12 protein-coding genes and 1 tRNA gene are annotated in these 14,242 nt (G+C 58.4%); 4 read left to right on the top strand and 9 right to left on the bottom strand.

The window, feature by feature from the left end:
- Positions 1 to 11: 11 nt before the first annotated feature.
- Both prfA and rpmE read right to left on the bottom strand, forming a co-directional pair.
- Complete coding sequence (gene prfA / locus OZX64_RS06385; protein ID WP_277172141.1) at positions 12 to 1,103, bottom strand: peptide chain release factor 1; 1,092 nt, start codon at positions 1,101 to 1,103, stop codon at positions 12 to 14.
- A 125-nt stretch (positions 1,104 to 1,228) separates the two neighbouring features.
- Positions 1,229 to 1,441, bottom strand: a complete 213-nt coding sequence (gene rpmE / locus OZX64_RS06390) for a 50S ribosomal protein L31 (protein WP_277146457.1) — start codon at positions 1,439 to 1,441, stop codon at positions 1,229 to 1,231.
- 310 nt (positions 1,442 to 1,751) lie between these two features.
- Between rpmE and OZX64_RS06395 the strand changes: the two genes are divergently transcribed.
- Positions 1,752 to 2,012, top strand: a complete 261-nt coding sequence (locus OZX64_RS06395; RefSeq protein ID WP_277172143.1) for a hypothetical protein — start codon at positions 1,752 to 1,754, stop codon at positions 2,010 to 2,012.
- A gap of 9 nt (positions 2,013 to 2,021) precedes the next feature.
- On the opposite strand, the gene OZX64_RS06400 is transcribed toward OZX64_RS06395, so the two are convergent.
- From OZX64_RS06400 to OZX64_RS06410, 3 genes are all read right to left on the bottom strand, one after another.
- Positions 2,022 to 2,095: transfer RNA gene (locus OZX64_RS06400), tRNA-Ile, on the bottom strand.
- 167 nt (positions 2,096 to 2,262) lie between these two features.
- Positions 2,263 to 2,982 (bottom strand): ECF transporter S component, encoded by a 720-nt coding sequence (locus OZX64_RS06405; RefSeq protein WP_277172145.1) that lies wholly within the window; start codon positions 2,980 to 2,982, stop codon positions 2,263 to 2,265.
- Positions 2,983 to 3,390: 408 nt separating this feature from the next.
- Positions 3,391 to 4,614: an ROK family protein gene (locus tag OZX64_RS06410; protein ID WP_277157060.1), complete on the bottom strand. Its 1,224-nt coding sequence runs from the start codon at positions 4,612 to 4,614 to the stop codon at positions 3,391 to 3,393.
- Positions 4,615 to 4,944: 330 nt separating this feature from the next.
- On the opposite strand from OZX64_RS06410, the gene OZX64_RS06415 reads away from it, so the two are divergent.
- Complete coding sequence (locus OZX64_RS06415; RefSeq protein WP_277172147.1) at positions 4,945 to 6,465, top strand: FGGY family carbohydrate kinase; 1,521 nt, start codon at positions 4,945 to 4,947, stop codon at positions 6,463 to 6,465.
- A 220-nt stretch (positions 6,466 to 6,685) separates the two neighbouring features.
- Here OZX64_RS06415 and OZX64_RS06420 read toward each other — a convergent pair whose 3' ends face one another.
- From OZX64_RS06420 to OZX64_RS06430, 3 genes are all read right to left on the bottom strand, one after another.
- A complete protein-coding gene (locus OZX64_RS06420; RefSeq protein WP_277172149.1) occupies positions 6,686 to 8,107 on the bottom strand; it encodes an NAD-dependent succinate-semialdehyde dehydrogenase in 1,422 nt (473 codons plus the stop codon).
- Positions 8,108 to 8,325: 218 nt separating this feature from the next.
- The gene (locus OZX64_RS06425) at positions 8,326 to 8,964 is read right to left on the bottom strand and encodes a CE1759 family FMN reductase (protein ID WP_277157057.1); all 639 of its coding nucleotides are present in this window, start codon (positions 8,962 to 8,964) and stop codon (positions 8,326 to 8,328) included.
- Between the two features lie 356 nt (positions 8,965 to 9,320).
- Positions 9,321 to 9,857: an NAD(P)H-dependent oxidoreductase gene (locus OZX64_RS06430; protein WP_277157056.1), complete on the bottom strand. Its 537-nt coding sequence runs from the start codon at positions 9,855 to 9,857 to the stop codon at positions 9,321 to 9,323.
- 338 nt (positions 9,858 to 10,195) lie between these two features.
- On the opposite strand from OZX64_RS06430, the gene OZX64_RS06435 reads away from it, so the two are divergent.
- Together OZX64_RS06435 and OZX64_RS06440 are read left to right on the top strand one after the other, a co-directional pair.
- Complete coding sequence (locus OZX64_RS06435) at positions 10,196 to 11,425, top strand: hypothetical protein (protein ID WP_277172152.1); 1,230 nt, start codon at positions 10,196 to 10,198, stop codon at positions 11,423 to 11,425.
- Positions 11,426 to 11,623: 198 nt separating this feature from the next.
- Positions 11,624 to 13,015 (top strand): CapA family protein, encoded by a 1,392-nt coding sequence (locus OZX64_RS06440; protein ID WP_277172154.1) that lies wholly within the window; start codon positions 11,624 to 11,626, stop codon positions 13,013 to 13,015.
- Between the two features lie 602 nt (positions 13,016 to 13,617).
- Here OZX64_RS06440 and OZX64_RS06445 read toward each other — a convergent pair.
- The gene (locus OZX64_RS06445; RefSeq protein WP_277172156.1) at positions 13,618 to 14,223 is read right to left on the bottom strand and encodes an NAD(P)H-dependent oxidoreductase; all 606 of its coding nucleotides are present in this window, start codon (positions 14,221 to 14,223) and stop codon (positions 13,618 to 13,620) included.
- Between the last annotated feature and the right edge of the window lie 19 nt (positions 14,224 to 14,242).

The raw sequence follows: 14,242 nt of genomic DNA on the forward strand, positions 1-14,242 counted from the left end.
ACTGCGTTCCCTTACTTCGTTGGTTTGGCGAGACGCGCGGCCTCGTCGGCCTGGATGTCGCTGTCGATGACGGCTTGCAGGTCGCCGTCGAGCACCTGGTCGAGGTTGTAGGCCTTGTAGTTGGTGCGGTGGTCGACGATACGGTTTTCAGGGAAATTGTAGGTGCGGATACGTTCGGAACGGTCAAGCGAACGCACCTGCGAATGGCGCATGTCGGCCGCTTCCTCGGCTTCCTTTTCGTGTTTCATCGCTAAAAGGCGGGATTTGAGCACACGCAGAGCCGCCGCACGATTCTGGATCTGCGATTTCTCATCCTGCATGCTCACCACGACGCCGGTGGGGATATGGGTCATGCGCACCGCGGAATACGTGGTGTTGACCGACTGACCGCCGGGACCTGAACTCATGAAAATGTCGATTTTGAGGTCTTTGGGATCGATCTCGATCTCATCGTCGTCCTCATCGGCCTCCGGGAAGACGATGACACCGGCCGCCGAGGTCTGGATGCGCCCCTGCGATTCGGTGACGGGGATGCGCTGCACGCGGTGTACGCCACCCTCATACTTGAGCGAGGCCCACACCCCGTCCTCGGGTGCCGGGTTTCCTTTGGCCCGGATGGCGACCTGCACGTCCTTGACGCCGCCGAGCTCGGTGGAGTTCTCGCTTTGGATGGTAGTCGACCAGCCGCGTTTTTCGGCATAACGTGTGTACATGCGCAGCAGATCGCCGGCGAACAGTGCGGCTTCTTCCCCACCGGTTCCGGCCTTGATTTCCATGATGGTATCGCGCACATCGTCGGGATCGCGCGGAATCAGCGCGCTGCGCAGCTTCTCTTCGGCTTGCGGCACCAATGCCTCGAGCCGTTTGGACTCTTCGGCGAAGTCGGCGTCCTCACCGGCCATTTCCTTGGCGGCTTCGGCGTCCTCTTTGGCATGCTGCCAGGCACGATACGCCTCGACGATGCTGCCGAGCTCAGCATGGCGACGCCCCAGCTTGCGAATCGCCTTGGGGTCGGAGGCGACCTCGGGCTGGCTCATCTGCCGCTCGATGTCTTGATACTCCTCCAACGCGCTCTGCGCTGCCGGGAATTGCTCGTCTGCCATGCAAAAGTCCTTTGATACACTATTCGAAATAGTAACGATTATCTATACAGCAATTGGGTATGAAAAACGCCAGCCCGGATTCGGGTCCGCAAACCCGAACCAGCGTGGCTGGCGAATGAAGAATGCTACTTGGTCTTCTTGCCGTAGCGCTTCTCGAAGCGGGCGACGCGGCCGCCGGTATCGAGAATCTTCTGCTTGCCCGTGTAGAACGGGTGGCAGTTTGCGCACACATCAACCGTCATGTGATCGCCCTTGGCGGTGCTGCGCGTAACGAAAGTATTGCCGCAAGAGCAGGTAACCTGCACTGCGTGATAATCGGGATGAATACCCTGCTTCATAATGTCTCCTAAGGAATTCAGGTGACCCGGGTCGCCTAACCCCAATGGCCAGACGTGAACCGGAACTTTGATATTCTATCAGTGAGCATTGACTTGGTTCGCTCTCAACCTGCCAAAACACAGGTGAGAAAAAGAACGATCTCAGTCACACGACGCTCGAAATGTACAACAATTATCGACAGCCTTTCATCCCGATTTCGTCTTTGGGCTGATTACCTGCCTTTACAGCACACCGTACATTCAATCGCACACCCGTCGGATTCCCTTGATACTTTGATGGTATCGACAAATCCACGCAAAGGAGCCAGAAATGACCGATATGCTGTATTTTGAAACGCACGGCAAGACCCACACGATGTATCTGCCCAACCACGAACGTGCCCTGCAAATCGAAGCGGACATCATGGCCAATCCGTCCGGCATATTCCCCATTGAAATCGTCGTCGGCAAAAAGACCTATACGCTCTACATCAATCCCAAGGAATGGAGCTACTGGCAGTTCCTGGAGACAAAAAGCGGATTCAATGTTGCGCGCCAAGCCACTGAAATGCAGACGCCGATAAACCAGTAATGAAATAAGTGGGGCCTCAGGGGCTTGAACCCTGGACCGACGGATTATGAGTCCGCTGCTCTAACCGACTGAGCTAAAGCCCCACATTGGCCAGTGCCAACGATGTTAGTTTAGCAAACGCTCTGACCAGTGACTCGTCGGCGGGTTCAGGAATCGATATCGGACGTTATCGAGGCAGTCAGTCAAACAGCGAGCATGCTATCCGTCACCGAAAACACAACCTCACAGGGACAAGGCAAACCAGATGCGTTCAATTCCGCTTTCTGCTTCTCACCGCGCGACCGGAAGCGAAACGGTCCAACGCACCGGTTTTGGCGATGGCCAGATACAGGAACCAGCTCATCACCCCGGCAATGAATATGCCGCCGATGATTTCGCAGGTCATATGGGTCAAACCGCGCGCACTGACCAGGGCGACACCCTGCAAACGTGTGAGCAGAACATAAAAACCGTATTCCACCGCCGTCAGCGCACCGGAAACGACGGTCAGGCCAAGATTGAACTTCCGGTAACGGAAAATCGCGAACGGCACCTCCGCGAACAGGCCTTGCAGGAACGCCGAAAGAAAGACGAACGTGAAGGAATACTGGTTGCCGAACAGTGTTTCCGTCAGACTGCCGATGATGTCGACGTACATCGCGGCACCAGGTTTGCGGATGATCAGCAAGGCCAACGGGCCGGAGAAATACCAGAATGCGTGAAACAGGCTTGTGATGCCGGGAAGAACAGCCCGAAGCAGCGGGGCAATCCACGCATAGGCGAAATTGAAGCCCCAGAAGAAGACGCCACAGGCCACACCCAGCGCCGCGCCAAGGGCGATGTCCGCCGCACGCCAACGCAAACGCGAAACCGAAACGACTATGGGCCTGCAAGCGGGTCGGGAGGCAAACCCGGATTCGGGCTCAGATTCGGTTTGGGCCTTCGTTGGCTGGGAGGGTGCCGAAGACCCGTGAGCATCAGAAGTAGTCATTAAAGAAGAATTCGATGACGAAGAGGGTTCGGATTGCGTTGATGCGTATCGTTCACAACCGGCTTGTCCGTTCGGTTCGCGATTGGTTTTCGCCATATGCTCGTGTGCGGATTGATCCCCGTCATCCGGCTGTTTCGTTTTTTGGGCAGATTCGGCCACAGTGGTTCCTTGCATTCAAACTGTGCACAGCGTGTTGACCTCGACGTCCCTTGACCTGCACAGTTCGGGCGGAGACGCCAACCGCCACTCTATCAGCATCGGGTTTTCAGGCACACCCCCTGCGCTATCGACGCTGGTTATGGCCTACGCCAAATCGTTGGCTCTCCTTGAAAAATCACGGAAACCGAGAATCGAAAAGTAAGCATGTATACATACCAGCGAGCCATGGCAGAACGGCTGGCGCTACTTTCAGGAGTTCATGAACGCAAGCGGATTGTCTATGAACCTGCGCAACCCCACCTGTGCCGCACCCAAAAGCGCGGGCCTGGTATTGACGTCGGGCAGCAGCACACGCGGCTGGACTTCGGGATAGCTCAATATCTGCAACTCAAGCTCATGCCTGATCCGACGGGTCAGCGTCTTGCCGAACCTGTCCCAAAGGCCACCCAACACGACGGTATCGATATCAAGGATATTGATGGCCGACGCAAGCACGGACACCAAGGCCCGAACCGCCCGATCGACCGCCGCCACGGTACGGTCGTCGTGCGCCTTGTATCTGGCCAGCACCTCGTCGACCTCCTCCATTCGCGTCGAAACCCCGGGTTCGGCGACGCCCGAAGCTTCCACCAAAGCCTTACGTCCGGCGTACATTTCCAAGCATCCGCAGCGTCCGCAGGCGCATTGCGGACCATCAAGCGCGACGGAAACATGGCCAAGCTCGCCGGCGAACCCGGAGTCGCCGCGGTCGACCTGCCCGTGACGAACCACGGCACCGCCGATGCCGATATCCGTGGAAATGTAGATGAACGAGTCGGTCGGACCGATCACGCTTTTCCCGCCTCTAGGCGTGGCATACCCAGGTATCTGCGCCAAGGCAGCCAGATTCGCCTCATTATCGGCGAGCGCATCCAAACGTTTGACGACATTGAAGCGCGAAAGCTCCAGCTGCTTCCAGCCGAGATTTTTGGCGGACAACAGGACCATATCGTCGGTGACCAGGCCGGGAAGCGCCAACACCGTGCCGACAACCTTCAAGCCCTTCTCGCTGATTTTCCGCTCACCAGCGCTTACCAGTTCGTCAAACTGGTCAAAGACCTCATCGGGATCGCTGCCCACCATGGATCGGCTCACCCAACGCTCGTCTACAACGGTCCCGTCAAGCGCAAGTATCGTGAAACCGTATCCATCGGTGTTGATCTGCAGTCCTATCGAGCAGTAACGTCGCCCGGAAATATTCAGCGGGGTGCTCGGCCTGCCATAGGTCGTGCCCGCGGCAACCGGCTTCCCCTCCTCGAGTGCCTCGGAAGCAATCAGCATGGGCACCAGAAGCGACATCGTAGCCTTCGTCAGTCCCGTGGATTTCGCAAGTTTGGCACGGCTCATCGGTTTTGGCGATTGGAGCAGCGTAGAGAGAACCACAGAAAGGTTGTGATTACGCAAATCATCCTGATTGATACTTTTCAGCGCCATGCCCGCCCACTTTCAAAAACATGTTCACTCTATCAGTCGGGGCGAAACACCGCGTATCACCCGGCCAACGTCCATCACATTAGGTTCCGGCCGTTCCTTGCCGCACGCCGTTTATCGCTCATCTTCAACAATCTTTCCACCCCGCCTGTCCAGACCGGACAGCGGCGACTTCTTGGGCGCACCATTGCCCAAAGGCAAAACACACGGGGCCATTGAAATAATCTATTGATTTAACTAACATGAAAGCATATTTCATATTTCAATAGACTGGTTTCGCAAGCGTCAGTACGGCACGTGGCAGTGCCCGGCGCATTTTGAAAGGCGGGAACAATGACCGAACAACAATCACCAAGCGGTTCCGCTCACACGACATTGGTGGCAGGAATCGACACCTCGACGCAATCGACCAAGGTCCGCGTCACCGACGCAGCCACGGGCGAGCTCGTTCGCTTCGGGCAGGCCAAACACCCCGACGGCACGAGCGTCGACCCGGAATACTGGTGGCAGGCCTTTCTCAAGGCCTCCAAGCAGGCCGGCGGCCTCGAGGACGTTTCAGCGTTAGCGGTCGGCGGGCAACAGCACGGCATGGTGCTTCTCGACCAACGCGGACGGGTGATCCGTGACGCGCTGCTCTGGAACGACACGCGTTCGGCACCGCAGGCGCAAAACCTCATCACACGCCTCGGCACACCCGAACGCACCGGCGAGGACGAGCCGGAAGACGTGGTGGCACGCGGCAGACAACGCTGGGTCAAAGCCGTGGGTTCGTCGCCCGTCGCCTCATACACCTTGACCAAGCTGGCCTGGGTGGCCGAAAACGAGCCGGAGAACGCGGCGAGAATCGCGGCGATCTGCCTGCCGCACGACTGGCTGAGCTGGCGTATCGCGGGCTTTGGACCGGTCGAGGAAGGCGAGGACGCACATCTGGATGCCCTGTTCACCGACCGTTCCGACGCTTCGGGCACCATCTACTTCGACTCGGCCAGCAACACGTACCGTTACGATCTGATCGACATGGTTCTCGGCCGTCACGACGTCATCCTTCCCCAGGTGCTCGGCCCCCGCGACAGCGCGCCGGTCAAGGCCTCCCCCGCCGTCGCCGGCGCATCCGTGGACGGCGGCTGCATCATCGGGCCCGGAGGCGGCGACAACGCCATGGCCTCCCTGGGGCTGGGCATGTCGGTAGGCGATGTGAGCGTTTCGCTGGGCACGTCGGGAGTGGCGGCGGCCATCGCCGAAAACCCGGTGTACGATTTGAGCGGTGCGGTTTCCGGCTTCGCCGATTGCACCGGACACTATCTGCCTCTGGCCTGCACCATCAACGGCTCCCGCATTCTCGATGCCGGTTGCGCCGCATTGGGCGTGGACTACGACGAGCTGGGGCAGCTTGCCCTCGCCGCCGAACCCGGTGCTGGCGGACTTACCCTGGTACCCTATTTCGACGGCGAGCGCACCCCGAACCGACCGGACGCCAATGCGACGCTGAGCGGCATGAGCCTGGCCAACACCACCAAGCAGAACCTTGCCCGCGCGTTCGTTGAGGGACTGCTTTGCTCGCAGCGCGATTGCCTGGAAATCATCAAGGGGCTCGGCGGCAGCGTCAACCGCATCCTCTTGATCGGCGGCGGGGCGAAGTCCGAGGCCGTGCGCACTCTGGCTCCCGCGATTTTCGGCATGAGCGTCACCCGTCCCGCCACCGACGAATACGTCGCCATCGGTGCCGCGCGTCAGGCCGCATGGGTCTTGAGCGGGGAAACCAATCCCCCGCAATGGAACCTCAAGATCGACGGCACCGAAACCGCCGAGCCGACCCCGCAGGTCTACGAAGCCTATGTGAAAGCACGAGGCTAGATTTACGTCAGCTGCCAGCAGCATACATTGAAGGCGGCGTGCAGGGAATCGTTGAAATTCCTGCACGCCGCCTTCGCTATTCAAAAGCCCGATTGCCCGTCAAAGGCATTCACGGTGCCGGGTGTGAATCAATTCCGGCACAAATCTTTGCACCACAAGCCCAGCGAGTCATCGCAACAGCCGTATGGGCATCGTGCCTTTCACCGCTTTCGCAAAGCTTTTACAGATCCTGCGCGGCGAAAAGCGCGCCCGGGGCGTTGGTCTTGTCGAAGTGGTCGGCGGTGACAAGCAGCTTGTCGTTGGTGAACGCCATCTGGCCCAGCCTCGACATCTCACGGCCATAGCCGGAGAGCTTCACGCCGCCGAACGGAATGTCAGGCAGCGAGGCGAGCGGGGTGTTGACGAACATCATGCCCGTGTAGACCTTCGCGGCCACCTCGGCGCCGTGGTCCTTGTCGCCGCAGAAGAGCATGCCGCCGAGCCCGTATGGGTTGTCGTTGGCGACCGCGATGGCCTCTTCCTCGCTGTGAACCTTGTAGATCGCCGCCACCGGGCCGAACATCTCGGTCTTGTAGGCCGGATTGTCGGGGGTGATGTCGGTGAGGACGGCCGGACGGAAGAACTGGCCCTCCGAGTCGATCTCCGGGAACTGGTAGGCAATCTTCGCACCGGCGGCCACGGCCTCGTCGAACTGGTTCTGCAGCTTCTCCTTGGCACGCTTCGAATTCATCGGGGCGATGGTGGTTGCCGGGTCCATCGGGTCGCCCGGGGTGACACGCGAGAAGGCCTCGACCATGTCGTCGACGAAGCGGTCGTAGACGTTGTCCATGACGATGAAGCGCTTGGCCGAGGTGCAGACCTGTCCGGCGTTGTACAGGCGGACGCGCCACGCGATGTCGGCGAGAGCGTCCATATCAGCGTCGCCCAGGACGATGAACGGATCCATGCCGCCCAGCTCCATGGTGCTCTTCTTCAGCGCCTTTCCGGCGGCACCGGCGACGGCGACGCCTCCACGCTCGGAACCGGTGAGTGCCGCACCCTGGACGCGTGGGTCTTCAATGGCTTCGGTGACCTGATCATAGGTCAGGAACATGTTGGTCAGCGCGCCCTTCGGAGCTCCGGCCTCCTCGACGATCTCGCAGAAGCGCTTGGCCGAGGTCGGGGTGTTGGAAGCATGCTTCAGAATCATTGTGTTGCCCAGCATGAAGTTCGGTGCAAACACACGCATGATCTGGTAGTACGGGAAGTTCCAGGGCTCCACCATCACCACGACGCCGACGGGCTGGTGCAGCACACGTGCCTCCCCGGCAACGATGCTGTCGAGCTTGTCCGGCTTCAGAAGTTCCTCGCTGTGATCAGCGAACCAGTCGGCGATGATCGCGCACAGCTCGACCTCACCGGCGGACTCCCCCACCAGCTTGCCCATGTCGACCGTGCAAATCTCGGAAAGCTCGTCGGACTTCTCACGGAACAGCGCTGCAACCTTGTGCAGGATTTTGGCGCGTTCGGCAATCGGTTGACTCAACATGTCGTGGAAGGTCTTGTCGGCCAGCGTGATCGTGTCCTGCAATTCCTCATCGGTTGCGAACGGATATTCCTTTACCAATTCGTTGGTATACGGATTGACGGTTTGGTAAACCATAACTACCTCCTTGTAGGCATAGTCCATCATACTACAAAGCCGCCTTCGGAAAAAATCCGTCCGCCCCGGACCATGCGCAAAACGCAGAAAACAATCACCTGCCGAAAGGCCGAAAGTCTACCACCAATAAATTATCGGCCCGTCATCCACAGACAACAGGCCGATAACACCATAAAGAAATATCGGAACTTCAGATCAGAGCCCCGAAGACGTCGAAGTCACCAATTCAAGCCCTCGCTGGGCTGATCGACGGGTTCATGACGCACGCCGGAAAGCATCAACGCACCCAGCTCCGTAGCAGCGCGACGTTCCCGCTTTTCGAGTTCCGGAGTATCGAAATCCTCCTTGGTGGCCATAAGGCTCGTAGCCGTAGGCACGGCGCGGAAGAACGCGAACAGACCGCGCATCACCACGTCAGGCACCAAAGCATGGCGGTTCGAGCCACCGGTCGCGGCCAACACCAGCGGCATGTTGGTGATGGCATCGCGGGGAACGAGATCCCAGAAGGACTTGAACAGACCGGAATACGAGGCCTTGTAAATCGGCGAGGCCACGACGAGCCCATCGGAAGCGGTAACCGCGCTGATGGCTTTCTCGAGCTGGTCGCTGGATTCAAAGGTCACCGAGGCTTTCGCTATGTCCTCGGCAATCCCCTTGAGATTGACCATCTCAACGACAACGGCCTTGTCCCGGGCCTCAAGATACGTCCGAGCCTTGTCTGTGATTTCCTTGGCAAGCCGACATGTGCTGGAAGGTTCCGAAATACCGGCATTGACCACGGTCAAGCGGTATTGCTTCACACCGTTCTCGGCCTTAGCGGCCAGCGCCACAATGTCTGTCGTCTCCTCTAGACTCACAGTTTTCCTCCCTACACCTGACAACTACAATTTTGGATACATACTTTAACTCTGTAGGCACACCACTGTGGCATACCGCCAAGTATCCAAATACATGACAACTACTTGTAAACGTACCACGTTCATACGTCCAACGCGAGGCCGAAACCTTAGGGCAACACCAAGGAAATCGTGATTGTAATCACATTACACGAATAGAAAAACAGGAATATAAGAAGCGTCAAACGTTTTATAAAAATCGTATTGACAATCACGATTATTGACAATCGCCTATCGGCCATTTCCACGTCCGCCGTTTTCGTCGCGAACGACCAAAACCTTTGGTATCGCGACGAAACGGCACCTTACGACACTGCCTACTTGTTGGCCTCAACGTGCTTGGCGAACGTCTCGGCGAAACCGCGCAGGAAGTCCTCGGAACCTTCCACGACCTTGCCGTTCTCGTCCAGGCCAGTGATGGCGTTGAAGTAGAGCTCGGGCTGGCCCATGAGCTTCATGTCGAGGAAGAGGACGACGTTGCGCAGGGCCTGCTGGGCCTGGGTCGCGCCGAGGGCACCCATGGAAGCGCCGATGATGGCGGCGGGCTTGCCGGCGAAGGAGCTCTTGCCCCACGGACGGGAGGCCCAGTCGATGGCGTTCTTGATGACGCCGGAGAAGCTGCGGTTGTATTCCGGGGTGACGAACAGCACGCCATCGGCGGCTTCGACGGTCTGCTTCATCTCGACGACCTTGGCAGGCAGGTTGTCATCGAGGTCCTGGTTGTACAGCGGCAGGTCCATGTCGATATAGTCGAACTCAACACCAACGGGTGCAAGACGCTCGATGTTCTTGGCGAGGTTCAGGTTGTAGGAATCCTTGCGCAGCGATCCGACGAAAACGGCAATCTTGGTCATGTTTGCTCCTTGTTCATTATCATTTCCACGAGCCGAAACTTTGGTTGCCCAAGTCGGCTCTCCACATCTGCCAAGCCCGGCTGCCTTGCAGCCATGCGATATCATATTGCAATACACGAGCTTGTTACTGGCAATACTAAGTACTTATCGACGTGTTGTCACATTCCGCCACGGGATAAGCGGGAATAAATCGAAGGAAGACAAAGTGTCTAATTATTTTCTCGGAACAAACGCGGCAATCTTGCCTCCAACCCCAACCGCCGCAACGAATAAGCACTCTTCAAACCTCGTCGCTACACTTTAAGTCATCGAGCAATACCTATCCGAAACGAGAGCAATTGAGCACCGATTTGACCGTCATCAGCCCGCCTTCCTGGGTCCAGGAGGCCTTCAAGGACTATTTCGACAAAGCTCACATGACAGATAGCTCACATTCATGCATTACATCCGCTGTGGCCCGCGCCGAAAAAACGGGGCCGACCCCATCAACGGCTTCGGCACCGGAACCGTCGGTTAAACATCCAATCGATTATTGGGCGGCAACCTATGATTACGGGTTCGAACCGGCTCGCGGCGTCAAGAATGGCGACGCCGTATGGATCACCGCCGACCTGCTGATCGCCAACAACGCGTGGAGGATGCGGCACAACCTATCGCCGCTGCTCTTGGAGGCGCCGGCACCCTATTGGCTGGCCACGTTGCCACGTACGTTCACACGACGAACCGTCATTACCGCCCCGGTCTCGCACATTCGCGCATGGACCGCGCTGCCGGACGGCCTGGGGGAAAGGCCATGGTCCCAGCTGAGCGGCGGTCGAGTGCCGGAGTTCAGGGCGGCTCGGCGGAATCTTCGGCAACTGCAGAACGACCTGAACCAGGCTCCCGACGACTCATTGATCACCATCAATACGCATCTTGACGGCATCAGCGAGGAATGGTGCGTCATCGTCAAGCGCGGGAAAGCCGTGGCTTCCAGCGGCTATTGCGTTCATCGCTCGCAGGATGAAAACAGCCACGATATCCTCACCGTATTCGACGGGACACGGTTCCATGATTCCTATCGCGGTATCGCCGAATCCCTTGCGACGCGGGCCGCGCAGACGAGCCATTTGGATGACGCCAGTATCATCGTGGGATTTCTGGCGGCGGACGGCGACGGGGAAACCGGGCGTGGAATAACGCAGGATTCATCGGATAAAGATTCATCGGATAAAGATTCATTGAATATTGTCTCGTCGAACATGGGTTTGCCAAACACCACCTCCTCGGATACAGGCTCGTTAAACACCACCTCACCGGATACAGGCTCACCGAAACCGCTTCCTTCGCCTTCGAACCCGCAACCGGTGATCATCGAGGCCGACCCGGTCTGGTGCACCACCCCGTATCCCTACGAAACCGTCGAAGAGGCCAACGCTTTTTTGAGAACCATATCGGATAGTCGACTGTACGGCAACGGCGATGGCACGTTCAGAAAAGAGAACGGACAGACCGTAGCACAAGCCGAGATCTACGTTCCGGACCCATGGATGGTTCGCCATGCCGCGCATCGTTATGACCGGTTTTAAAAGCATTTGCAGACGGCTCCGCGATAATCCTTCAAAATCATTCGACGCTTACGTAAATACCCTATATACGGCAATTTCGTACTGAATTTCGTCACGGCAAAAGACACGGCAAATTCGGCCAAATGCACGTGAAGAGTATTCTTGAAAACAGAGAAACGGTAATACGGCAATGACGAACAAACGAAAGAGAATGAGACAATGAAGCCCAAACCCCAACACGGCCCCCGACACACAGGCAGATCCACAGGCAACGCTTCGGTTCATGGCGCTTCAACACTTCCCCGGCTTCTGGGCGCGGCCGTCATCGTGCTGGCACTGTTCATCGTCGTGGGCGCGGCGCTCTTCTTCGGCATTCGCAACCACAACGATGCCCCTTCGGCTTCCAACGGTACGACGACAACAAAAACCGCGGTCACCAAGAAAACCGCCCCGAAACCCGTCGTGACGCATCACGGCAACTCCCCCGACTGCCCGGACGAGGACTGCATCGCGCTGTTCGTCAACGGTGACCTGCTCTTCCACCCGCATCTTTGGCAGCATTTCCAAAACAACCCGAGCGCGACGGACGGCACCGCGTTCAACTTCGACCCGCTGTTTACCAACATGAAGCCGTATATCCAGGCTTCCGACATTTCGGTGTGCGAGTTCGAGACGCCGATCGCGCCACGCGGCGGCCCGTACACCGGATACCCCGTCTTCGCCATCCCGCCGGAGGTCGTCGACGCTGCCAAGCATGTGGGCTACAACGCCTGCACCCACGGCACGAACCACTCGTGGGACCAAGGCGCGGCGGGCATCACGCGGCTGTGGGACGAACTCGACAAGGCCGGCATCAAGCAGACCGGCTCGTACAAGACCGAAGAGGATTCGATGAAACCTCTCGTCATCGACTCCCCGACCGGCGGCGGCAAGCTCGGGCTGGTGACCGGCACCGTCTCGCTCAACGGCGAGGTGGCCGATGCGGATTGGCGCGTCGACCGGCTGCGCGAGGCCGGCGATCCGCACCACGACTCCGACATCCAACGTGCCGTCGAAAAGGCCAAAGCCGCTCGCCAGCAGGGTGCGGACGTGGTGGCGATGGCGATTCACTCGGTGCAGGAATATCTGACGAAGGCCGATTCGTGGCAGATCTCGGAGGCGCACGAACTGGCGGACACCGGCGCGTTCGACGTCATCTACGGGGCCGGATGCCACTGCGCGCAGCCGATCGAGAAGTATCACAATACGTGGATCGTCTACGGGCTCGGCAACGCGGTGACCGTCACCACGACCATTCCCGGCCACGAGACCAACAACCAGGGCATCAGCGCGCGCATTCAGTTCGCCGGCAAACGCGGCAAGCCCGGTTCGTGGCGGGTCAACCGCATCGACTGGGCGCCCACCGCCAACATGCGGCAGGGGCAATACCAATGGTGTCCGATTGCCAGCGACCACCCCGACGGCACCTGTTGGGACACCGCGACCGACGCGAAGCAGGAGCAGCGCATCCACGACGTCATCTACTCGATGGGCGCCGACAGCAACGTCGTGCGCGAGTGGCGGCTGAGTGACGAGCATCAGCAGGGGCAAGGGCAGCAGCCGGTGCAGTAGGCGCGGCTGCCGCCGGCCTGCCTGTACCGGCTGTGAGCCGTCATCGTTCTGCTGAAGCTGCGGGATTGCAGGTTGCAGGCATCCCCGATGACGGCTTATGACACATGGAGTGCGGTTGCCGCAGCCCGTTGCGTGCTACACGCTTGCATGGAGCACCAGCATGGCTACTGTTGCTTCGCCAAATGGACATAATCGCAGAATATTGCCAAAACAATGACACTAAGCGCGGCTAATTGTCAACAAACGCAGAATATTCCTAAAACAATGACGTTTAAACCTGCTAATTGGACGTAATCGCAGAATATTCTGAAAACGGTGACGCCTAGCACCGCCAGCTGGACACAGTTCGGGAATAGTCCGAAAACAGTGACACTCAACCCCACTAACTGGACACAATTCGGGAATAGTCCGAAAACAGTGACACTCAACCCCACTAACTGGACACAATTCGGGAATAGTCCGAAAACAGTGACACCAAGCTTTATAAACCGGCCACATTGCCGATCGCTTAGGCTGCCTAGTATTGTTTGCCCCTGGCCGAACAAGCTAAGGGCAAACAGGACCCGTATGAGAATACCGTATAACCGGCAACGTCGCACGAATCACGCCAGCGAGGCGCCGAGCTCCTTGATGCGCTCGATATGCTTGGACGCGGCCGCGCGGGCCTCAGGCGAATTGTCGCCCATCTCGAGGTTGTCGACGTAGACCAGCTCGGCATCGTCCACACCGCAGTAATGGTGGAACATGTAGTAGATGACCTGGTGGCGGATCGCGAAATCGATACCACTGTCGCGGTACCACTTCTCCGAGCTGCCGGTGAGCATGATGACGCGGAACTTCTTGTCGGCGATGGCGGACTTGGATTTGTCCGGATTGTAGCCGAAGTGGCGGCAGAGCACGCGCTCGGTGAAGCCCTTCATCATCGCGGGCATCGAGCACCAGTAGACCGGGAAGACCAGCGCGATGACGTCGGCGTCGAGGATCTTGCGCTGCAGGGCGGCTGCATCGTCGGGCATCGGGGCTTCGTTCAGGTACTGCTTGCGGTCGGCCATGCGGTAGGTCGGGTCGAAACCGATGGCGTGCAGGTCGACGAACTCGGTGCCCGCCGACGGGTCCTTGGCCTTCGCACCCTCGAGAAACGCCTTGCCGATGGTTTGCGTGAGCGATTCCGGATCCGGATTCGCGGTAAATGCTAGGAAATTGGTCATGCCTCTTATTGTAGGAGAC

Origin of the sequence: Bifidobacterium sp. ESL0704 (assembly GCF_029392075.1) — a bacterium.
Lineage (GTDB): Bacteria > Actinomycetota > Actinomycetes > Actinomycetales > Bifidobacteriaceae > Bifidobacterium.